27 protein-coding genes are annotated in these 20,970 nt (G+C 61.8%); 17 read left to right on the forward strand and 10 right to left on the reverse strand.

Annotated features, from left to right (window positions below; all coding sequences use genetic code 11):
- Positions 1–275, reverse strand: a 275-nt coding sequence (locus Q8Q83_RS14155) for a hypothetical protein (RefSeq protein WP_305624739.1), incomplete at its 3' end; no start/stop codon positions are given.
- On the reverse strand, positions 223–453 hold the full coding sequence (locus Q8Q83_RS14160) for a hypothetical protein (RefSeq protein WP_305624740.1): 231 nt from the start codon (positions 451–453) through the stop codon (positions 223–225). The genes Q8Q83_RS14155 and Q8Q83_RS14160, both read right to left, overlap by 53 nt.
- A gap of 120 nt (positions 454–573) precedes the next feature.
- Between Q8Q83_RS14160 and Q8Q83_RS14165 the strand changes: the two genes are divergently transcribed.
- The 16 genes from Q8Q83_RS14165 to Q8Q83_RS14240 are packed head-to-tail and all read left to right on the forward strand — an operon-like array spanning position 574 to position 9,427.
- The gene (locus Q8Q83_RS14165; protein ID WP_305624742.1) at positions 574–1,056 is read left to right on the forward strand and encodes a hypothetical protein; all 483 of its coding nucleotides are present in this window, start codon (positions 574–576) and stop codon (positions 1,054–1,056) included.
- Entirely contained in the window at positions 1,049–1,360 is a 312-nt protein-coding gene (locus Q8Q83_RS14170) for a helix-turn-helix domain-containing protein (protein ID WP_305624744.1), read from the forward strand. Before Q8Q83_RS14165 ends, Q8Q83_RS14170 begins: the two co-directional genes overlap by 8 nt.
- Before the next feature lie 16 nt (positions 1,361–1,376).
- Positions 1,377–1,658 (forward strand): hypothetical protein, encoded by a 282-nt coding sequence (locus Q8Q83_RS14175; RefSeq protein WP_305624746.1) that lies wholly within the window; start codon positions 1,377–1,379, stop codon positions 1,656–1,658.
- Positions 1,658–2,611 (forward strand): hypothetical protein, encoded by a 954-nt coding sequence (locus tag Q8Q83_RS14180; RefSeq protein ID WP_305624748.1) that lies wholly within the window; start codon positions 1,658–1,660, stop codon positions 2,609–2,611. The genes Q8Q83_RS14175 and Q8Q83_RS14180 overlap by 1 nt, the downstream gene beginning before the upstream one ends.
- 3 nt (positions 2,612–2,614) lie before the next feature.
- Positions 2,615–3,382 carry a hypothetical protein gene (locus Q8Q83_RS14185; protein ID WP_305624750.1) on the forward strand — a complete coding sequence of 256 codons (768 nt, stop codon included), beginning with the start codon at positions 2,615–2,617 and terminating at the stop codon, positions 3,380–3,382.
- Positions 3,382–4,389 carry a hypothetical protein gene (locus tag Q8Q83_RS14190; protein WP_305624752.1) on the forward strand — a complete coding sequence of 336 codons (1,008 nt, stop codon included), beginning with the start codon at positions 3,382–3,384 and terminating at the stop codon, positions 4,387–4,389. The genes Q8Q83_RS14185 and Q8Q83_RS14190 overlap by 1 nt, the downstream gene beginning before the upstream one ends.
- Complete coding sequence (locus Q8Q83_RS14195; RefSeq protein ID WP_305624754.1) at positions 4,389–5,597, forward strand: AAA family ATPase; 1,209 nt, start codon at positions 4,389–4,391, stop codon at positions 5,595–5,597. Before Q8Q83_RS14190 ends, Q8Q83_RS14195 begins: the two co-directional genes overlap by 1 nt.
- A 2-nt stretch (positions 5,598–5,599) precedes the next feature.
- Positions 5,600–5,950, forward strand: coding sequence for a hypothetical protein (locus tag Q8Q83_RS14200; RefSeq protein WP_305624756.1), 351 nt, complete (start codon positions 5,600–5,602; stop codon positions 5,948–5,950).
- The gene (locus Q8Q83_RS14205; protein ID WP_305624758.1) at positions 5,947–6,216 is read left to right on the forward strand and encodes a hypothetical protein; all 270 of its coding nucleotides are present in this window, start codon (positions 5,947–5,949) and stop codon (positions 6,214–6,216) included. The genes Q8Q83_RS14200 and Q8Q83_RS14205 overlap by 4 nt, the downstream gene beginning before the upstream one ends.
- Positions 6,217–6,224: 8 nt before the next feature.
- On the forward strand, positions 6,225–6,437 hold the full coding sequence (locus Q8Q83_RS14210; RefSeq protein ID WP_305624760.1) for a hypothetical protein: 213 nt from the start codon (positions 6,225–6,227) through the stop codon (positions 6,435–6,437).
- Positions 6,430–7,056 (forward strand): DUF3164 family protein, encoded by a 627-nt coding sequence (locus Q8Q83_RS14215; RefSeq protein WP_305624761.1) that lies wholly within the window; start codon positions 6,430–6,432, stop codon positions 7,054–7,056. Before Q8Q83_RS14210 ends, Q8Q83_RS14215 begins: the two co-directional genes overlap by 8 nt.
- Before the next feature lies 1 nt (position 7,057).
- Entirely contained in the window at positions 7,058–7,753 is a 696-nt protein-coding gene (locus Q8Q83_RS14220) for a DUF2786 domain-containing protein (RefSeq protein WP_305624764.1), read from the forward strand.
- 1 nt (position 7,754) lies between these two features.
- The gene (locus Q8Q83_RS14225) at positions 7,755–7,964 is read left to right on the forward strand and encodes a hypothetical protein (RefSeq protein ID WP_305624766.1); all 210 of its coding nucleotides are present in this window, start codon (positions 7,755–7,757) and stop codon (positions 7,962–7,964) included.
- A gap of 1 nt (position 7,965) precedes the next feature.
- Positions 7,966–8,532: a gp16 family protein gene (locus Q8Q83_RS14230; protein WP_305624767.1), complete on the forward strand. Its 567-nt coding sequence runs from the start codon at positions 7,966–7,968 to the stop codon at positions 8,530–8,532.
- Positions 8,532–9,077, forward strand: a complete 546-nt coding sequence (locus tag Q8Q83_RS14235) for a hypothetical protein (protein WP_305624769.1) — start codon at positions 8,532–8,534, stop codon at positions 9,075–9,077. The genes Q8Q83_RS14230 and Q8Q83_RS14235 overlap by 1 nt, the downstream gene beginning before the upstream one ends.
- Positions 9,077–9,427: a Mor transcription activator family protein gene (locus tag Q8Q83_RS14240; RefSeq protein ID WP_305624771.1), complete on the forward strand. Its 351-nt coding sequence runs from the start codon at positions 9,077–9,079 to the stop codon at positions 9,425–9,427. The genes Q8Q83_RS14235 and Q8Q83_RS14240 overlap by 1 nt, the downstream gene beginning before the upstream one ends.
- A 410-nt stretch (positions 9,428–9,837) precedes the next feature.
- Here the strand turns inward: Q8Q83_RS14240 and Q8Q83_RS14245 are convergent, their stop codons facing one another.
- From Q8Q83_RS14245 to Q8Q83_RS14260, 4 genes are all read right to left on the reverse strand, one after another.
- A complete protein-coding gene (locus Q8Q83_RS14245) occupies positions 9,838–10,629 on the reverse strand; it encodes an ABC transporter ATP-binding protein (protein ID WP_305624772.1) in 792 nt (263 codons plus the stop codon).
- A gap of 11 nt (positions 10,630–10,640) precedes the next feature.
- Complete coding sequence (gene ntrB / locus Q8Q83_RS14250; protein WP_305624774.1) at positions 10,641–11,492, reverse strand: nitrate ABC transporter permease; 852 nt, start codon at positions 11,490–11,492, stop codon at positions 10,641–10,643.
- A 13-nt stretch (positions 11,493–11,505) separates the two neighbouring features.
- A complete protein-coding gene (locus Q8Q83_RS14255) occupies positions 11,506–12,789 on the reverse strand; it encodes a CmpA/NrtA family ABC transporter substrate-binding protein (protein ID WP_305624776.1) in 1,284 nt (427 codons plus the stop codon).
- A 450-nt stretch (positions 12,790–13,239) separates the two neighbouring features.
- Entirely contained in the window at positions 13,240–13,554 is a 315-nt protein-coding gene (locus tag Q8Q83_RS14260) for a transcriptional regulator (RefSeq protein WP_305624777.1), read from the reverse strand.
- A 211-nt stretch (positions 13,555–13,765) separates the two neighbouring features.
- Here Q8Q83_RS14260 and Q8Q83_RS14265 point away from each other — a divergent pair, with 211 nt between their 5' ends.
- Positions 13,766–14,161: a hypothetical protein gene (locus tag Q8Q83_RS14265; RefSeq protein WP_305624780.1), complete on the forward strand. Its 396-nt coding sequence runs from the start codon at positions 13,766–13,768 to the stop codon at positions 14,159–14,161.
- 53 nt (positions 14,162–14,214) lie between these two features.
- On the opposite strand, the gene alaC is transcribed toward Q8Q83_RS14265, so the two are convergent.
- The 4 genes from alaC to acnB all read right to left on the reverse strand — a co-directional run bounded on the left by alaC (position 14,215) and on the right by acnB (position 20,390).
- Positions 14,215–15,456, reverse strand: a complete 1,242-nt coding sequence (gene alaC / locus Q8Q83_RS14270; RefSeq protein ID WP_305624782.1) for an alanine transaminase — start codon at positions 15,454–15,456, stop codon at positions 14,215–14,217.
- 221 nt (positions 15,457–15,677) lie between these two features.
- The gene (locus Q8Q83_RS14275) at positions 15,678–16,256 is read right to left on the reverse strand and encodes an ANTAR domain-containing response regulator (protein WP_305624784.1); all 579 of its coding nucleotides are present in this window, start codon (positions 16,254–16,256) and stop codon (positions 15,678–15,680) included.
- Position 16,257: 1 nt separating this feature from the next.
- Entirely contained in the window at positions 16,258–17,481 is a 1,224-nt protein-coding gene (locus Q8Q83_RS14280) for a CmpA/NrtA family ABC transporter substrate-binding protein (protein ID WP_305624785.1), read from the reverse strand.
- Between the two features lie 299 nt (positions 17,482–17,780).
- Positions 17,781–20,390, reverse strand: a complete 2,610-nt coding sequence (gene acnB / locus Q8Q83_RS14285; protein ID WP_305624787.1) for a bifunctional aconitate hydratase 2/2-methylisocitrate dehydratase — start codon at positions 20,388–20,390, stop codon at positions 17,781–17,783.
- Between the last annotated feature and the right edge of the window lie 580 nt (positions 20,391–20,970).

Here is a 20,970-nt window from a genome sequence, read left to right on the forward strand (position 1 = left end):
CGCTCAATGCGCTGATCGCCGTCGCACCCGGTACTTCTGCCGATATAGCCTGGCACCTTAACGATGCCCGGATAAACACCTTGATCTGCCGCGACTTCACCGCTGCCAGCCAAGGCGAGGCGAAGCTTATCGACCGCCTGATGCTGCTCGGTGCTGGCAAGCTGGTCGGCCAGCGCCTGGAAGCCAAATCGCCAAACCAGGGCGCCCTCAATGACCTGGGCTTCAACCGGCTTGCTCGCGTAATTGGCGCGCCTCACGGGCAGCAGCCAGCTCATCGCATAACCAGCCCATCGTCCTTATCGCCTCTGGCTCAAAAGCAGCCCCTGGCCAGCGGAGTTCACGTAGCTGCTCCGGCTGGAACTGCCCATTCACCTCAGCCACTGCGGCCAGGCGAAGTACGGCCTGAGCCAGAGCATTCACCTGCGCTTCCAACTTCTCAATCTGATCGGTCATAGCTATGTGCCTTCTCGTGAATGTACCCGATTCCATTGTGGGTTTTGAAACGCTTTTGCCCAGCTGCAAAAAATCATTTTGTTTGGCGACCCGCTCTGGCCTGCGCTTGGGGGCCTTCCAATGAAGAAACGCAATTGGAAGACCGCCCAGCCCAGCAGTATTCGCCAGGCCCTGGAGTGGTCGCTGGAACACGCCAAAGAGCGGCACAACCTGAGCGTTGAACGCATTGCCGAGCGCATGGGGTTGGCCAACCACTGGGCGCTCTACAAGTGGGCCAGCGAGGGCCGCATGCCCGCTGTGAGCATCCCCGCGTTCGAGCATGTGTGTGGCATCAACCTGGTCAGCCGTTGGCTGGCCGCGACCGGCAGCAAGCTGCTGATCGACATGCCCACCGGCCGTACCTGCTCCGCTGAGGACATGCAGGAGTTACAGGCAGTACTGCATACCGCCACCGGCGCGTTGCTGGCCTTCTACAACGGCACAGCAGATGCCGCCGCGACCATGGCCGCCATTCAGGCCGGGCTTGAGGGCCTGGCCTGGCATCGCGGCAATGTGCAACAGCACGCCCACCCACAACTCGAACTCGGTGAAAGCCATGAATGACAAGACCCGCACCAGCGACAGCGGTGGCCGCGTGCTGCGCGTACTCAAGGCCCTGCGTGGCCACAGCCTCACAGGCTTGAGCAACGGCGACCTGGCCAAGGCCTTGGGCGAGAGCCCGGCCACCATCAACCGTTGCCTGAACACCCTGATCGCCGAGGGCATGGCCACCAAGCTCGACACCGGCCGCTTCGCCTTGAGCGTGGCGGTACTGCAGATCGCCCAGGCCCATGCCAACGAGATGTCCCTGGCCCAGGCACGCATCAACGAGATCAACCAACGTGTGCTGGCTGGAGCCAGCCGCTGACAACAAGGAGCGACACATGGACTACCAGAAACTGGCCGACAAGATCCTTGAGCACGGCGACCGCCGAAGCGCGGCGTACCGAGAGGGAATGATCGCGGTGATCAAACGGCGCATCGATGACAGCCCTGTGCAGGCGCCCTATGCCGCTGGCACGGTCGAGTTCGATGCCTACTTCGCGGGTAACGAGCGCGGCCACAACGAATGGCGTAATGCGCTGATCGAGGCCAATGGCGACCGCGAGCAAGCCATTGCCCGCTTGCAGAAACTGGCTGGCGCCACCGCACGGAGGGCTGCCTGATGGCCCGCAAAGCAATCGCACCTGTCGAGTTGGTGCAAGACGCAGCACTGGATGTTGGAGCCCTGGCTGTCACCCAGAACCTGGGGGCTATTGCTCAAGGCATGCAGGACGAGCGCGACCTGGTCAATCAGTTGCTTGGTCAAGTTCAAATGGCCAGGTCTTTCGCCCGTTTTGCCGACGTCGTCAGTTTGAGCAAACTGGCCCACATCAAGGAAACCAAGATGTACCGGGGCCTGGCAGGCAAAAAAGGGGTTGACCAGGATGGTAACGAAATTGCCGACGTCGGCACTTGGGATGGTTTTTGCCAAGCCCTCGGCTTGTCGCGCTCGAAGGTTGACGAAGATCTCATCAACCTCGCAGCTTTTGGTGAGGAAGCCCTCAAGCAACTTTCCTCGATCGGAGCCGGTTACCGTGACCTGCGCCAATGGCGACGCCTGCCGGACGATGCCCGCTCGGCCCTGATCGAAGCCGCCAAAACGGACAACAAGGAAGCAGTGATCTTTCTGGCCGAGGAACTGATCGCAAATCACGCCAAGGTCGAGCAGAAGCTCGTCGACACCCAGGCCGACTACGAAGCCCAGGGCGGCGTGCTGGCGAACAAGTCCGCTGAACTGGACAAGACCCGCCAGGAGCTGGAGAAGGTGCGCCGCCAGGTGCAAACCCTTACCGCCGATGAGCGTGCCAAGGAGCTGCGCGTGGAGGTAGCCGCCCTGGCCTTTGAGGCCGAGGCGGACATCACCGGCAAGCTGCGCGAGGGCTTTATCAAGCTGGCCGAGCATGCCGAGGAACACGGTGTAGATCATCGCCCGTTCAAGGCCGCGATGGTGCGCCAGCTCGAAGCCTTGTTGGCTGCGATCCGCAGTGAGTTCCATTTGCCGGACGCCTCCGGGGAGGATGAGTTTCCCTGGCTTGGGCAGGCCGCCGGCCAGCCTCTCCTGGCTCAGGACGCCTGATCAATGAGCGCCGTCATCACCCAACGCCTGGTTGACCTGGTCCGCGCGCTTGACGCTGCGGGCCACGGCCGTCGCACGGCGCTGTGCAGGGCCGCGGCGCACGACCTGGGCCTTTCCCTGGCAACCCTTTACCGCAAACTTGAGGAGGTGACCGTGGTCACCACTACCCGCAAGCGGCGCGCGGACGCCGGCAAGAGCGACCTCACTCGCCAGGAGGCGTTGGCCATCAGCGCCGCCCTGATCGAGTCCGCCCGCCGCAACGAGAAACGCTTGTACTCCCTGGGCGATGCCGTGGATGCCCTGCGCATCAGCGGCATGATCCGCGCCGAGGCTGTCGACAAGGCGACCGGTGAACTTCGTCCGATGTCGCTCAGCGCCATCGGCCGCGCGCTGCACAGTTACAAGCTGCACCCGGACCAACTGCTGGCACCGGCGCCGGTAACCGAGCTGGCCAGCACGCACCCGAACCATGTCTGGCAGATCGACGCCTCGATCTGCGTGCTCTATTACCTCAAGCCAGGTGCGGACTCGAAAACCAACGGCCTGCGGGTGATGGACGCAGCCGAGTTCTATAAGAACAAGCCGAAGAACCTGCTGCGCGTGGCGATGGATCGGGTCTGGTCATACGAGATCACCGACCACGCCAGCGGTTGGATCTACCTCGAATACGTGATGGGTGCTGAATCGGGGGAGAACCTCTGCAGCGTGCTGATCAACGCCATGCAGGAACGCGGCGATGCCGACATCCTCACGGTCGCCCCGAGATCCTGATGATGGACCCCGGCTCGGCGAACACCTCCGCCATGGCCAAGAATCTGTGCCGCAGCTTGGGCATCCAGATGATCGTCCACGCACCTGGTGCGGCGCGAGTGACCGGGCAGGTGGAGAACGCGCGGAACATCATCGAGCGCAAGTTCGAGGCTGGCCTGCGCTTTCAGCCAGTCGCCGACCTGGACGAACTCAACGCACTGGCGGCGCGGTGGCGCGGTTATTTCAACGCCACAGCGGTGCATTCCCGCCACAAGAAGAACCGCTCTGCGGTGTGGATGAGCATCCGCGAGCACCAACTGATCAAGGTGCCCAGCGTTGAGGAATGCCGCCGCCTGGCAGTCGCTGAGCCGGAAAGCCGCAAGGTCACCACCAAGCTGCGGGTTTCCTTCCAGGGCCGCGAGTACGACGTGTCCGTAGTGCCGGAAGTGATGGTAGGTGACCGCCTGATGGTCACCCGTAACCCATGGCGCGACGACGCTGCCCAGGTAGTGGCCACCGACGCCAACGGCCACGAGGTGTTCTATGTGGTGCCGGCCGTGGTGACCAACGAACTCGGCTTTGATGTTGCCGCCGCCACCATCGGCGAAGCCTTCAAACGCCACGCCGAAACCCCGGCCCAGGTCGCCCGCAAGGACGCCGCCAAGCTCGCCATGGGCGCAGACACCCAGGATGAAGTGGACGCCGCGCGCAAGGCCAAGGCCATTCCCTTCGGTGGCCAGCTGCAGCCCTACAAGCAGATGACCGAGGCCGATCTGCCTGCCTTTATGCCACGCCGTGGTACCCAGCACGACCTGGTACTGCCCACCGTGGAAACCCCGCCGCTCGGCGTGTTCGCCATAGCCAAGCGTTTGCAGGCTGAGGTGGCCGGCTGGGGCCCAGAGCACTACGCCTGGCTTAGCCAGCATTACCCGGCAGGCGCCAAGGAAGAAGACATCCCAGCGCTTGCCGAGCGCCTACGGGTTGCCTTCAGCAAGCGCCCAACCTTGTCCGTTGTAGGAGGTGCCTGATGCTCAAGCTCAAGGCGCTGCTGCGCTACCACAACCTGAGCCAGGCCGACCTGGCCCGCGATGTGAACCTGTCGCGGCCGACGATCAGCCAACTGATCAACCAGAACATCTGGCTGAAAACCGTTCCCCAGGAAGAGATCAAAGCCCTGATCGTCGGTTGGCTGGAGGGTAAGGGCATCACCGGTATGCAACTGGTGGGCATTTTCGAAGAAGACGACCCAACAGTTGAAAAGAAAAAGACGGCTGGAGGGCGCGCCAACGCCCACCAGCCTGAGCACCGCAACGATAAGAAACCGACCATCGAGGAGCCCGAGACGATGCTACTACGCAAGCAAACCCTGACACCACAAGCCCGCCAGGCGTTCGGCCTGTTCAGCGACCCATTCCGGGATCCGCAGAGCAGTACCGAGCTGTTCGTCTCACCGGAGATTCGCTATGTGCGCGAGAACCTCTACCAGGTGACGCGCTATGGCACCTTCCTCGCCATCGTCGGCGAGAGTGGCAGCGGCAAGAGCACCATCCGCAAGGATCTGCATGCCCGCCTCAAGGCCGACGACAAGCCGGTGATCATCATCGAGCCCTACATCCTCGGCATGGAAGATGACGACTTCAAGGGTAAGACCCTCAAGGCCATCCACATCTGCGAGGCGATTCTGGCCACAGTCAGCCCTGGCACCAAGATGCCGCGCGGCCAAGAACAGCGTTTCCGCGCCGTGCATAACGCCCTCAAGGATTCGCACCGGATGGGCAACAGGCATGTGCTGATCATCGAGGAGGCGCATGCCATCCCGATCCCTACCCTCAAGCACCTCAAGCGCTTCTTCGAACTGGAGGACGGCTTCGAGAAGTTGCTCAGCATCGTGCTGATCGGCCAGACCGAACTGGGCAACAAACTCAGCGAGAACCGCGCCGACGTGCGCGAAGTGGTGCAGCGCTGCGAGGTGGTGCGCCTCAATCCGCTGGGCGAGCAGCTCGGCGCATACCTCAAACACCGCTTCGAACTGATCAACAAAAAGCTCGACGAGTTGATGGACGAACAGTCCATCGAAGCCCTGCGCAGCAAGCTCACCGGCCATATGCCGAAAAACCAGGGCACCTACTCAGTGCTGTACCCCTTGGCGGTACACAACCAAGTGACCGCTGCCCTCAACCTCGCCGCCACGCTCGGCGCGCCCCGCCTGACGGCGGATATCTTCGCGGAGGTGTAGCCATGCCCATCGCCAACGTCATCCCCCTTAGCGCCCAGGTCGCCGCCGACCTGGCACGCCAGCACGCCATGCCGGCCTGCACGGTACTGACCCCGGAACTGGCCAACAGCCTGCAGCTGGTCAATGCCATGACCCGACGCCTGCGCGATGTGGGTGTGCGTGTCGAGGCGGCATCGCCCCTCGACGTCACGCTGTTCATCGTCGCCGAGGATGCAGGCCGCCTGGCCGAGGCCTTCCGCGCCGAATGGCGCGGCGCGTCCTGGAGCACCAAGGGCACCCGCACCCTCAACAGCGTGCGCCTCGGCGGTTGCCGTATCTGCTGGCTTACCCCGGTGAAGGAGCAGGACTCATGAGAGAGCCACTCGAAACCACCATCACCGCCTTGCAGCAGGAATTGCAGGAGGCCAACGAAAACCTGCAGACCGAATGCCGGCGCAATTCCGACTTGGCGCTGCGCTTGGCCAACCTCGTGTACTGGAACAACCGCCTGGGCAATGACCTCGCCGCCATCTGCGAGGCCTACCTGACCGGCGACACGGATACCGTGCTGGCCGGCGTAGGCAGGTTTGCCACCGCGTACAAACAAAACCTCAAGCCCACCGATGGGAGGGTGCACTGATGAACAGCATGAGCAAATCCGCGTTCCAACTCCGCGTCGAACGCCGCCTGCACGAAGCCCTGGAGCTGCTCAAACGCAGCGCCGGTTTCGCCTCTGCTTACCCAAGCATTGGCGGCCACAAGCTCAATGACGAGATCAGCGAGTTTCGTCGCCAGGTGCTGACCGAACTGGATAGCACCACCGACCACAATCACGCACAGGAGGAGCCATCCCATGGCTGATACCAATCAAACGTCGGTACCGGCCGGCTATGTGCGCAACGGCGCAGGCCACTTGGTACCCGAACACCAGGTGCGTGAGCACGACAAACTGCGTGATCAGGTCGCCCGTGATCTGGCTGGCCAGGCCTTGCTTATTCACGATGCGCTTTGCCGGTTCAAGGATCAGGCCCTGGCAGATATCGACGACCTGATCGCCATTTCTAGCACCAAGTATGGCGTGACCATCGGCGGCAAGAAGGGCAACGCCTCGATCACTACCTATGACGGCCGGTTCAAGGTTGAGCGCCAAATGGCGGAACGCCTGACGTTCACCGAGGAGATTCTTGCGGCCAAGGAATTGATTGACCGCTGTATTCGCAAGTGGAGCGAGGGTGCCGACCAGCACCTGCGTGTCCTGGTCGATCGCGCATTCCGCGCCAACAAACAGGGCCAGATCAAAACCGGCGACGTCCTCAGCCTGCTGCGTATCGAGATCGACGATCCCGACTGGAAGCTCGCCATGGAGGCCCTCAAGGACTCCATACAGGTCAACGGTACCGCCATCTACATCCGCGTCTATCAGCGCGTGGGCGACACCGACCGCTACGAGCCCATCAACCTCAATATCGCGGCGGTGTGACATGGACCAGGATCGCATTCTCGACAAAATCAAGAAGTGTATGGAGATGGCGAAGTCGAAGACCGCAAACCCCAACGAAGCGGAGATCGCACTGCGCCAGGCTCACAAGCTGATGGAAGCCTACAACCTGGAGCTGGGCGACGTGCTGGCCAGCATGGCTTGCGAGGTAAAGATTGCTGCCGGTTCCGAGGGTACGCCGCCAACTTGGCGAGTACGACTGGCCCATGTATGCGCGCACGCCTTCGGTACCAAGATGATCATCACCACCAGCGCCTTCAGTGCTGCCGGCTTCATCTTTGTCGGCTGTGCCGCTGCGCCCGAACTGACCGGCTATGCCTACCAGGTGCTCGAGCGTCAGCTACAGAAGGCGCGCCGTGACTTTCTTGCTGAACCCAAGCAGAAGCGTTGCAAGCGATCGACCAAGGTCGTGCGTGGCGACCACTTCGCCAATGGCTGGATCGATGCGGTGTACCGCAAGGTCGACGAGTTCGCAGGGGTGGAAGACAACATCGCCGAAGCCATCGAAGCCTACATGGCCAAGCATCATCCGAACCTCGGTACCGCAGAGATGAAACGCCGCAAGCTTAAAGCTCGCGACGAAGGTGCTGCCGTGGCCGGCTACCAGGCTGGCAAGGCCGCCCAGCTGCACACGGCGATCAATCACAAGCCGGTCGCCCGGCTGACTCAGGGAGTTTGATATGTCCCTTCTGCATGACATTGATTACGAGCAAACCACGCTGCTGCAGCTCATCCAGCAGGCCGAGCAGAACCACGAAGACGCCTTCGACCTTGTGCGGCTATCGCTCGACTCGGGCCGCGAACTGATCTTCCTCGCCGTCACCGCCGATAGCCTCGACGGCCTGGGAATGATGCTGGAAGGCTTGCAGCAAATGAGGGAGGAAGGCTGACATGGCCCTCGCAAAAGCCACTCTGAGCAAGATCCATATCGCCAAGCAGCAACTGGGTATGGAAGACGACATATATAGAGGGCTGCTGGCGCGCGTCGCCGGTGTGCGCTCGTCCAAAGAGTTGAATGACCGCCAGGCCGGCGCAGTACTTCGCGAGTTCGAGCGTCTGGGTTTCAAGCCGAAACCCAGTACCAAGGCCGCAGGGAAGCCGAAGAACTTTGATCAGATGCCAGCGCGTATCACCAAGATCGAGGCGTTGCTCGCCGATATGCGACTGCCCTGGGCCTACGCCGACGCGCTTGCCCGTCAGATGTTCAATGTCGACCGGGTAGCCTGGCTGAAAGCACCTAAGCAGCTCGACGCGCTGATCGCAGCCTTGCACGTGGAGCAGGAGAAGCGTGCCTTGTTGACGGATGTGGAAAGGCTCTGCAGTCGCCTCGGAGTAGAGGGTCCAGAACGCCTGGACGGTTTGGAACAGCTACCAGAGGGGTGGCAGCGGCAACGTCCAATTCTCAAAGCGCTGATCGAGGCGCTCAACGCCGCCATCAATGCCAGGGAGTGCGAGTAATGCGCATGCAATGCCCTTGCTGCGGCGAGCAGTTCCCGTTCGAAGCGGGCTTTGCTGACGCCGAAGGCAAGCAACTGGCGGCCCTGTTCGCTGGCCTGGAACCCAAGCTGGGCCGTGCCGTGCTGAGTTACCTGCGGCTGTTCAGCCCGGCCAAGCGTGGCCTTCGCACCACCCGAGCCATTCGCCTGGTGGAGGAGCTGCTCGCCATGGTCGGTACCAGTACGGTCTCGCGTGACGCGCGCACCAACGAGACCAAGCCGGCGCCACCACGCCTGTGGGCCGCTGGTATCGAGCAGATGCTGGTCCAGCGTGATCGCCTGCAGTTACCGCTGGAGAACCACAACTATCTGCGGGCGGTGGTGTGGGGCATCGCTGCGGATCCGGCACAGGCACAGGCCGCCGCGCCGGCCAAGCCGCCGCGAGCGGCCACAACGCCACAGCAGGCCCTGCAGGATGCGATCGGCCGCATAGATGCGGACGTACGCCTCGGGATAATCAATAAAGAAGAAGGTGAGCGCCGCGTTGCAGCGCTGAGGGGGAACTGATGAACGAGTCCCGTATGGAGCCGATCCGGCATGAACTGCTATCAGACGTTGCGGCTCAGACCACCACTATCCTCAAGGACCACGGTGTCGAAGCTGACGTGGCTGATCAGGCCGGGGTTGCGATCGCCGAGCACCTGGCCGAGCACTGGGGTGGCCAGCTGATCAACTTTCCGAAGGACTACCTGTTCAAGCTGGCCGAACGGGATTTGCGGATCTACAACGAGTTCACTGGGCATAACCATGCGGACCTGTCCCGCAAACACCGCATGACCGTTCGCGGCATCTATAAGCTGATCGCCCGCGTCCACAAGCGCGAAGTCGACCGCCGCCAGCACCGCCTTTTCTCCTGACGTAAGCCTTTCCCTCTGCGAAAGGCTTTTTCAAACGCCATCCCGCTATTTTCCGCTTCCTTCCCCTATATCCCGCTTTTATCGCGCTTTCTCAGTGTTATCTTTCTCACGCCTGCACACGTTGAAATCGGCCTCAAAATGCTCATTTACAACAAGTAAACTGCGCTTTTTACTCACTACGTTCGCCCTGCGGGCCAGCCTGCGGCTGTTACTCCGCTGCGCTGCGTAGCGGCCGTTTTTGCCTTGTCTCGGCTGCCTCGCCTACATTTTTCAACGGCCTGTTAGCCGCGGGCGGCATCCATGCCTGGCTGCGCCCGGTCGGATCGGTGGGCAAGCAAGTGCCTAATACTCGGCTATTGCCCTGGCTGGCGAGGCGACCGCAGGGCGCGGTGGCTTCGCTAGCAGCAGGTTCAGGCGGCCGGGCGCTGTTGGCGTTGGTAGAGGAACTCCAGCACCGCGGTGCGGTACGCGTGGTACTGCGGATCATTGGCCAGGGCCAGGCGATCCCGTGGGCGCGGCAGTTCGACCCGGACTATATCGCCCACGGTGGCCGCCGGGCCGTTGGTCATCATGACTATGCGATCCGACAGCAGCACCGCCTCGTCGACGTCATGGGTGACCATCACCACTGTGCTCTGGGTTTCCCCGACTATGCGCAGCAACTCGTCCTGCAGGTGGGCGCGGGTCAGGGCGTCCAGGGCGCCGAAGGGTTCGTCCAGCAGCAGCACCTTGGGCTCCATGGCCAGGGCGCGGGCGATACCGACCCGTTGCTTCATGCCGCCGGAAATTTCATTGGGGTGCTTATGGGTGGCGTGGCTCAAACCGACCATGGCCAGGGCCGCTTCGGTGCGGGCCTTGAGCTGGGCCTTGCTCTCCTTGCCGGCGAAGACCTTCTCCACCGCCAGGTAGACGTTGCCGAAGCAGGTCATCCAGGGCAGCAGGCTGTGGTTCTGGAATACCACGCCGCGCTCAGGGCCGGGACCGTCGATCTCCCGACCATTGCAGATCAAGCCACCGGCGCTGGCCTCCAGCAGGCCGGCGATCAGGTTGAGCACGGTGGATTTGCCGCAACCGGAGTGGCCGATCAGGGTGACAAACTCACCCTTGGCGATGCTCAGGTTGACGCCTTCGAGCGCCTGGAAGCGGCCTTTCTTGGTGTCGAAATGCTTGCTGACCTGGGTCAGTTCTACGAATTTTTCCATGATCAGGCTCCTCAGCTGGCGTAATCGAAGCGTTTGGCCAGCAGCAACAACAGCTGTTCCAGGGCCAGGCCAACCAGGCCGACGATAATGATGGCGATCAGAATGTGTTCGACATTCAGGTTGTTCCACTCATCCCACACCCAGAAGCCCAGGCCGGTGCCACCGGTGAGCATTTCCGCGGCGACTATCACCAACCAGGCCACGCCAATGGCCAGGCGGATGCCGGTCATCAGGTGCGGCAATACGGCGGGGAAGAGGATGCGCGTGAGCACCTTGAACTCCGAGAGTTTCAGCACCCGCGCCACGTTCAGGTAGTCCTGCGGTACGCTGGCCACGCCGGCGGCAGTGTTGAGGATGATCGGCCAGATCGAGCTGATAAAGATCACCCAGATCGATGCCGGGCCAGCGGCCTCGAACACCAGCAGGCCAATCGGCAGCCAGGCCAGTGGCGAGACCGGGCGCAGCAGGCTGATGATCGGCGAGAGCATGCCGGCGAGGAAGGCGAAGCGGCCGATGGCGAAACCCAGGGGGATGCCGACCAAGGCCGCCAAGCCGAAGCCGATCCCCACGCGCTTCAGGGAGTGCAGGATATTCCAGCCGATGCCCATGTCGTTCGGGCCGTTGTCGTAGAAGGGGTTGGCGAACAACTCCAAGGCGGACAGCCAGGTGCTTATGGGCCCGGGCAGGCCCTGACTTTTGCTGGCGATCAGCGCCCAGACCCCGATAAACAGCAGGATACCCAGCAGCGGCGGAACCAGCGATTTGGCCAGGTTGTTGACCCCCCCCGCGCCGGGCAGTGCCAGGCGCGGGGCTTTGCTAACTGCCGCGGGGAGCGGCAGCGGCGTTTTCAGTGGTGCGTTCATCACAACCTCCGAATCAGGCTTTTATCGCGAAGGACTTGGCGTAGGCGGCTGGATCCGAACCATTCCATACGGTGCCATCGATCAGCGTGCTGCTGCGCAGGGAGCTGCTTGGCACCGGCAACTTGAGGGCGCTGGCGGCTTCCTTGAACAGCGCAACCTGGTTGACCCCGGCCGCGACGGCGGCGTAGTTCGGGTCTTCCTTGATCAGGCCCCAGCGGCGGAACTGGGTCATAAACCACATGCCGTCGGAGTGATAAGGGAAGTTGACCGTGCCGTCCTTGCAGAAGGCCATAGCGTGGTCGTCTTTCCAGCTATTGCCCAGGCCATCTTCGTACTGGCAGAGGAAGCGCGGCTCGATCACCGCGACCGGCGCGTTGACGTAGGCCTTGCCGGAGATCAGCTTGGCCGTGCTCTTGCGGTTCTCGTCGCTGGCTTCGATGAATTTGCTGGCATCCAGTATCGCCATGATCAGGGCGCGGGCGGCGTTGGGGTATTGCTCGATAAAGGCACGGGTGGCACCGAGAACTTTTTCCGGGTGGTCCGGCCAGATCTGCTGGGTGGTGGCCGCGGTAAAGCCGATATTGTCGGCAATCGCCCGCGCGCCCCAAGGCTCGCCTACACAGTAGCCGTCCATATTGCCGACGCGCATATTGGCGACCATCTGCGGTGGCGGCACGGTGATGGTCTTCACATCGCTCATGGGGTTGATGCCGTGGCTGGCCAGCCAGTAATACAGCCACATGGCGTGGGTGCCGGTGGGGAAGGTCTGGGCGAAGGTCAGCGGGGTGCCGCCTTTCTTCACATGGGCGGCCAGTTGCGCGCCATTGGTCACGCCGGCTTCCTTGAGCTGGTTGGACAGGGTGATGGCCTGGCCGTTCTGGTTCAGGCCCATCAGCACCGCCATGTCCTTCTGCGGGCCGGCGATCCCCAGTTGCGCGCCATACATCATGCCGTACAGCACATGGGCGGCATCCAGCTCACCGGTGTTCAGCTTGTCGCGTACACCGGCCCAGGAGGCTTCCTTGCTCAGGGTGATGTTCAGGCCGTATTTCTCGCCAAAACCTTGGGTGGCGGCGACTACCACCGAGGCGCAGTCGGTCAGGGGGATAAAGCCGACTTTCAGTGCGGCTTTTTCCGGCGCATCGGAACCGGCAGCCCAGGCTGCGCTGCGCAGGCTGGCGGGAGCGGAAAGGCCGAGGGCGGCAATCCCACCGACAGTACCGGCGACGGCTACGGAGGTTTTCAGGAAGTCACGGCGGCTGTGCTGGCTTGGGTTTTTCGAATCACGATCAGTCATGAAGGCTGTCCTTTATTTTGCCGAGAAGACGGCTGAAACAAAAAAACGGCGTACGCCAGATCACCCATTAGCGAGGTGATCTGACGGACGCCGTTGTCCGTGATCCGCGGCTCACCGCCGTTGGTGGGCTGCGCAGGAATCTTGCTGAGGTGATTGCAAGGGGCTTGCCAGCTTTTCCGGATGGAGGCGCAGAGTCTTAGCTGAAAGGCTCGAAGAGATGCTCGAAAGAGACTTAAAAGTTAATATCTAAACTATATATATCAGTTAGTTAAGAAGCCTATTGCAGGCTAAATATAGGCTGAGTTATTCCGCTAAAGGCCAGCTAAAAAAGCCAAAATGGCCCAATAGCTGCGCGCTTATTGAGCCATTGCTGTGCACGTCAAGCGCCACTTGGGCGCTTTTGGTTCGGTTTAACCGCTGCCGTCGATTTGCCTTGGAGCAGTCAGCCGTTCAATAAGCCGGCCTGGCCTGGGCTTCCTCGACGAACTCCTTGAGCCAACGCAGCACCTCGACGGCCTGCCAGCGCGCCGGGTCGAACATGGCGTAGGCCAGGCCCTGATAACCGACCACATCCAACTGCTTGTGATAGCCGGCGCGTTGCAACAGGGCCTCGATTTCAGCGAAGCAGGTATTGAAGTGCACCCGGGAGAAGGGCGTCTTGCCTTCGGTGACTATGCCTTCCAGGTACAACTCCTCGACCGTGGTGCGGACCTTGTCCAGCGGCATGCGGTTCACTGTGTGTTTCAGCTGCAGTACGTCCAGCATCTTGTGCTCCTGGTTAGCGCCTCGGATGGGCCAGGTTTGCGCTGTTGCCGACCTGGCTAAGTGACGCCGATAAGGGTAATCGAAAAATACTGTACAAATAAACAGTATTAGACAATAGTAAAGCCAAGTCTTCAGTTGGTATCCACTCGATCACACCCGCCATTAGCTCGCAAAGCCACTGGCCATAGGCACTGCAAAGGAGTCACTGACAATGCAACAGATGCTGATGACAATTGTGCTGTTGGGCCTGCTCGGCGGTTGCGCCCAGCCGCAGCTAGAGCAGCCCCGGGCTAATGGCAGCTACCTGGTGATCGAGAACAACCAGGCCTGGGCCGTGCTGATAGCCGATGGCAAGCGCGTGCAGGAGCAGGGCACTGTGGTGGATGTGATCAAGCGGCTCGATCAGGAGTCGGCAGTCGCCGCCAGCTATGTGATCGAGACCCCGCATTGCGGGCGGGTGCAGTGGCTAAGCGAACGTTCGGACGCCGTCGATGGTGCGACCACGTTGATGGCGCTGCACAGCAACAGCCAGGAGCTGGGCCAGAGCGGCTGTGTGCTAGGCGATGACCTCAGCCGTATTTGGACGGTGCTGGACTATTCGGGCTAGGGCGGGACGGGAGACGACGCGGCGAGCGCCGCGTCGGTGAATGTGGAGCAGATTCAGCTGTTCGGCGCTTTACGCGGCTTGCTCGGCGCTGGCGCCTCCAGCAGGCCATCGGCCCTGAACATCGCCTTGATTCCGCGCACCGCCTGGCGGATGCGGTCCTGGTTTTCGATCAGGGCGAAGCGCACATGGTCGTCGCCGTAATCGCCGAAGCCGATACCCGGCGACACGCAGACCTTGGCCTCCAGCAGCAGCTTCTTGGCGAATTCCAGGGAGCCGAGGTGGGCGTAGGCGTCGGGAATCTTCGCCCAGACATACATCGAGGCCTTGGGGTTCACCACCATCCAGCCGATTTCATGCAGGCCTTTGACCATCACATTGCGCCGTTGGCGGTACTGTTCGGCAATATCCAGCACGCACTGCTGGTCACCTTCCAGGGCGGCGATGGCCGCGACCTGCAGCGGGGTGAAGGTGCCGTAGTCGTGGTAGCTCTTGATCCGCGCCAGGGCGCTGACCAGCTCCGGATTGCCGACCATAAAGCCGATGCGCCAGCCGGCCATGTTGTAGCTCTTGGACAGGGTGAAGAATTCCACGGCGATGTCCTTGGCCCCCGGCACCTGCATGATCGACGGGGCTTTCCAGCCGTCGTAGACGATGTCGGCATAGGCCAGGTCGTGGATCACCAGCACATCGTACTGCTTGGCCAGGGCCACCACGCGCTCGAAGAAGTCCAGTTCCACGCACTGCGCGGTGGGGTTGGAGGGGAAGCCGAGGATCATCATCTTCGGCTTGGGAATGGATTCGCGAATCGCCCGTTCCAGCTCGGCGAAGAAATCCACCCCGGGTATCAGCGGCACCGAACGCACCTGGGCACCGGCAATCACCGCGCCGTAGATATGGATAGGGTAACTGGGATTGGGCACCAGTACCGTATCGCCATGGTCCAGGGTGGCCAGCATCAGGTGCGCCAGGCCTTCCTTGGAACCGATGGTGACTATGGCCTCGCTTTCCGGGTCGATCTCTACCTCATAGCGGTCCTTGTACCAGCGCGAGATGGCCCGGCGCAGGCGCGGGATGCCGCGGGAGGTGGAATAGCCGTGGGTGTCTTCACGCTGGGCGACCTGCACCAGCTTCTCGACTATATGCGGCGGCGTGGCGCCATCCGGGTTGCCCATGCTGAAGTCGATGATGTCTTCGCCACGGCGGCGCGCGGCCATCTTCAGCTCGGCGGTGATATTGAACACGTAGGGGGGGAGTCGATCGATGCGCGCAAAGCGGCGCGAAGCTTGGTCAGCCATGCTTTCCTCGGATACGTAAGCGCCCGGAACCGTCCGAGCGACGTTGGCCAGTGCGCTGGCCAGTGGCGAAGATAAACGCAGCGGGGCTCCACCGTCCAGAGCAGTTACCGTGAAACTTGGGAGTACAGCTGTAGGATGGGTTGAGCGAAGCGATACCCATAGTGATTGTTCGATGGGTATCGTCGCTACGCGTCTCAACCCATCCTACGCAAGTTGTCCCTTCAGTTGCCGAGCATGTCATGCATGGCAATGATCTGTTCGGCCACCTGCACCAGCTTCTGCTGCCGGCTCATGGCCTGGCGGCGCATCAGGGTGTAGGCCTCCTCCTCGTTGCAGCTCTTCATCTTCATCAGCAGACCCTTGGCCAGCTCGATTCTCTTCCGCTCTGCAAGCTGAGCGTCACGGGCCTGCAGTTGGGCGCGCAAGGCCTGGTCGCTCTCGAAGCGGGCCATGGCCACGTCGAGAATGGGTTGCAGGCGTTGGGCGTGGATGCCTTCGACTATATAGGCGCTGACCCCGGATTGAATGGCCTGGCGCATCACCTGGGGGTCATGCTCGTCGGTGAACATGACGATGGGCCGCGGCTGATCGCGGCTGACCAGCACCACCTGTTCCATCACATCGCGGCTGGGGGATTCGGTGTCGATCAGGATCACATCGGGACGTACCGCCTCGACCCGCTCGGGCAGGTCGATGGTCAGCCCGGACTCGTCGATCACCTCGAAGCCGGCTTCGATCAGGGCGGTTTTCAGCCGACCGACCTTTTTCGGGGTGTCGTTGATCAGCAGGATACGCAGCATCTTAGCGACTCTCCTGGTGAGCGCTGACCGGAGCATCGGTCAGCGCATGCAACTCGAAGCTGCGGGCATAGCCGGCAGGGTCGCTGCCATCCCAGTATTTGCCATCGAGCAGCTGGCTGCTACGCATTTCGTCCGGCACCTGGATCGCCAGGGCCGTGGCCGCCTGCCGGTACAGCTCAAGCTGCTGGACCTGGCGGGCAATGCCGAGGTAATCGGGGTCATCGCGCAGCAGGCCCCAGCGGCGGAACTGGGTCATAAACCAGATGGCGTCGGACAGGTAGGGCATATTCACCTGGCCGCCGGCATGGAAACGCAGCGGAGACCCATCCAGCCAGGCGTGGCCGAGGCCGTCCTGGTACTGGCCGAGAAAACGCGGCTGGATGGCGGAAAGCGGGGCGTCGACATAGTCGCCGCCGCTGATCAGTTGCGCCGTGCTGCGTTTGTTTTCTTCGCTCTCGTCGATAAAGCGGCTGGCCTCGAGTATGGCCATGATCAAGGCGCGGGCGGTGTTGGGGTTCTGCTCGACAAAGGCGCGGGTACAGCCCAGGACCTTTTCCGGGTGATCCGCCCAGATCGACTGGCTGGTGGCCAGGGTGCAGCCCATCTGCTCATCCACCGCCTGGGCGCTCCAGGGTTCACCGACACAGAAACCGTCGATGCGCCGGGCTTTGAGGTGGGCGAGCATTTGCGGCGGGGGCACCACCACGCTGTCGACATCTTTCAGCGGGTGAATGCCCTGACTGGCCAGCCAGTAGTAGAGCCACATGGCGTGGGTACCCGTAGGGAAGGTCTGGGCAAAGGTGAGCCTTGCACCAGCCTGGTGCGCGCGCTGCGCCAGTGCGTCGCCTGTGCACACGCCGGCGGCTTGCAAGGCCGGCGACAGGTTGATGCTCTGACCGTTGTGGTTCAGTCCCATCAACACCGCCATGTCGGTGGCCGGCGCGCCACTAAGGCCCAGCTGCACGCCGTAGATCAAGCCATACAGGCTGTGCGCCGCATCCAGCTCGCCGCTCAGCAGCTTGTCGCGCAGGGTGGCCCAGGAGGCCTGGCGCTGCAGGTTGAGAGTCAGGCCATATTTCTCGGCAAAGCCCTGGGTGGCGGCGACAATCACCGAGGCCGCGTCGGTCAGGGCCATAAAGCCGATATTCAGTACGCGCTTTTCCGGTGCATCGTTGCCCGCAATCCAAGCCTGCGCGTCGGTACGGCTGATTTCATGCTCGCTCATTGCACTTTTCCCAGATCCACACAAAAAGGTGCCGCGCCACCGGCTGCATGACTCAGCCAGTGGCACGACACCGTTGTCTATTAAGCCGGCTCCGCCGTTGGAGAGGCTCTGCTGCGAGTAACTAAGCAAACCATATGCCAGTGATGACTAGAGTCTCTGGATTGGTCATAAAAGGGCGGGGCCTGCGTGTGCCGCTGGCGTTGCTCAGGCCAGTGCCGTTTCTCTAAACGCGGAAAAGAAAAAGCCCCGCACGGGGCGGGGCTCTTCTTGATGCGTACTGCTTTTGATGCTTTGTCGCGTTAGGCTTGAACGACCGGGATATTGGCGTTCGCAGCAGCTTCACGGAACTCGGCGATCTGGTCGAAGCTCAGGTAGCGGTAAACGTCGGCAGCCATGCTGTCGATGTCTTTCGCGTAGGCCATGTACTCCTCGACGGTCGGCAGGCGACCGAGGATCGAGGCGACCGCCGCCAACTCGGCCGAAGCCAGGTAGACGTTGGCACCATCGCCCAGACGGTTGGGGAAGTTACGGGTCGAAGTCGAGACCACGGTAGCGTTCGGCTCAACCCGTGCCTGGTTACCCATGCACAGCGAGCAGCCCGGCATTTCCATGCGCGCGCCGGCTTTGCCGTAGATGCCGTAGTAGCCTTCTTCGGTCAGCTGATGCTGGTCCATCTTGGTCGGCGGCGACAGCCACAGGCGAGTCGGCAGGGTGCCTTTGACTTTTTCCAGCAACTTACCGGCAGCGCGGAAGTGGCCGATGTTGGTCATGCACGAACCGATAAAGACTTCGTCGATCTTCTCACCGGCAACGCTGGACAGCAGACGGGCGTCGTCCGGGTCGTTCGGTGCGCAGAGAACCGGCTCGTTGATTTCAGCCAGGTCGATTTCGATGATTTCGGCGTACTCGGCGTCCTTGTCGGCTGCCATCAGCTGCGGATCGGCCAACCAGGCTTCCATCGCTTGGGCGCGACGTTCCATGGTGCGCGCATCGCCGTAGCCTTCGCTGATCATCCAGCGCAGCAGGGTGATGTTCGAACGCAGGTACTCGGCGATGGCCTTTTCCGGCAGCTTGATGGTGCAACCGGCGGCGGAACGCTCGGCGGAGGCGTCGGACAGCTCGAAAGCCTGTTCAACGGTCAGCTCGTCCAGACCTTCGATCTCAAGGATACGGCCGGAGAAGGCGTTGATCTTGCCTTTCTTCTCGACGGTCAGCAGGCCTTTCTGGATGGCCACGTAAGGGATGGCATGCACCAGGTCACGCAGGGTGATGCCCGGTTGCAGTTTGCCCTTGAAGCGCACCAGTACCGACTCCGGCATGTCCAGCGGCATAACGCCGGTGGCAGCGGCGAAGGCCACCAGACCGGAACCGGCCGGGAAGGAGATGCCGATCGGGAAGCGGGTGTGCGAGTCACCACCGGTACCGACGGTATCCGGCAACAGCATGCGGTTCAGCCAGCTGTGGATGATGCCGTCGCCTGGACGCAGGGACACGCCACCACGGGTGCGGATGAAATCCGGCAGGGTGTGGTGGGTGGTGACGTCGATCGGCTTCGGGTAGGCAGCGGTGTGGCAGAACGACTGCATCACCAGGTCGGCGGAGAAGCCCAGGCACGCCAGGTCTTTCAGCTCGTCGCGGGTCATCGGGCCAGTGGTGTCCTGGGAACCGACGGTGGTCATCTTCGGTTCGCAGTAGGTGCCCGGACGTACGCCTTGACCGATCGGCAGGCCGCAGGCCTTGCCGACCATCTTCTGCGCCAGGGTGAAACCCTTGGTGCTGGCAGCCGGCGGCTCTGGCAGTTTGAACAGGTCGGTTGGGCCCAGGCCCAGTTCGGCGCGGGCCTTGTCGGTCAGGCCGCGGCCGATGATCAGCGGGATACGGCCGCCAGCGCGCACTTCGTCGAGCAGTACCGGGGTCTTCATCTCGAAGCTGGCCAGCACTTCGTCGGTGCCGTGTTTGCAGACTTTGCCGGCATGCGGGTACAGGTCGATCACGTCGCCCATGTTCAGCTGGGACACGTCGAATTCGATCGGCAGGGCGCCGGCATCTTCCATGGTGTTGTAGAAGATCGGGGCGATCTTGCTGCCGAAGCAGAAACCACCAGCGCGCTTGTTCGGCACAAAAGGAATGTCGTCGCCGAAGAACCACAGCACCGAGTTGGTGGCGGATTTGCGCGAGGAACCGGTACCGACCACGTCACCGACGTAGGCGATAGGGAAGCCTTCGCCGCGCATGGTTTCGATCTGCTTCATCGGGCCGATGGCGCCTTGCGCGTCAGGCACGATGCCGTCGCGCGCCATTTTCAGCATGGCCAGGGCGTGCAGCGGGATATCCGGGCGCGACCAGGCATCAGGCGCCGGGGACAGGTCGTCGGTGTTGGTTTCGCCGGTGACCTTGAATACGCGCAGGCTGATCTTGTCGGCCAGGGTCGGGCGGTTCTTGAACCACTCGCCATCGGCCCAGGATTGCAGCACGCCTTTGGCGTGAACGTTACCGTTCTTGGCTTTTTCGGCGACGTCATGGAAGGCGTCGAACATCAGCAGGGTGTGCTTCAGTTGTTCGGCAGTCACGGCAGCCAGTTCGGCGCTGTCGAGCATCTCGACCAGGGTGGCGATGTTGTAGCCGCCCTGCATGGTGCCCAGCAGTTCAACGGCCTGTTGTTTGCTGATCAGCGGGGAGGTGGCTTCGCCTTTGGCAATGGCAGAGAGGAAACCGGCCTTGACGTAGGCGGCTTCGTCGACGCCTGGCGGCACGCGGTTGGTGATCAGGTCGACTAGAACGGCTTCTTCACCGGCCGGCGGGTTTTTCAGCAGCTCGATCAGGCCTGCGGTTTGTTCGGCGTTCAGCGGCTGGGGCACGATACCCTGAGCGGCACGCTCTGCTACATGTTTGCGATAGGCTTCAAGCACAGTTATTACCCTCATCAGTGGTCCCAAAGGGTTGTCCGGGACGCGATCCAGAAAACAACAAACCAAGCGTTTCGTGGCTTTATGGGCCGCTTAGCCGAGGTTTTGTTGAATCCTTGCAGAAGCTGTTTTCAAAGTTTTACGCCGGCAGGACGGGCTTGATGAGGGCTGGTGCAACCCTTGAAGACTGACTCAAGGGGCCGCACCAACATCGAACCTGCAGGATTAACTGTGCTCGTGACGCTTTGAAAACAGCTTCCAACGGACATTGGCGCCTATAAAAGGCGGGCCGATTCTACTGGAAAGCTTTTATAAAGTTAAGCTAAAGCCCCCGGCTATATAGGGGTGATCTGCCTTGGGCAAAGGGCTAACAGACCGCTGAAAAACTACTGCGCTCGGCTATGCGGCGTTGAAATCAGCCTCAGAATGCTCATGTACAACTCGTACATTGCGCTTCTTCGGCTGCCTTCGCCTTGCCTAGCCGTCGCTCGCTACATTTTTCAACGGCCTGTTAAGATGCCAGTCTGTCCGCCAGTAGCAATGCCTCTCGTCATGTCCAATCAGCGCATCAAAACCCCCTGTG

The organism is Pseudomonas sp. (assembly GCF_030696055.1).
Classification (GTDB): Bacteria; Pseudomonadota; Gammaproteobacteria; order Pseudomonadales; family Pseudomonadaceae; genus Aquipseudomonas.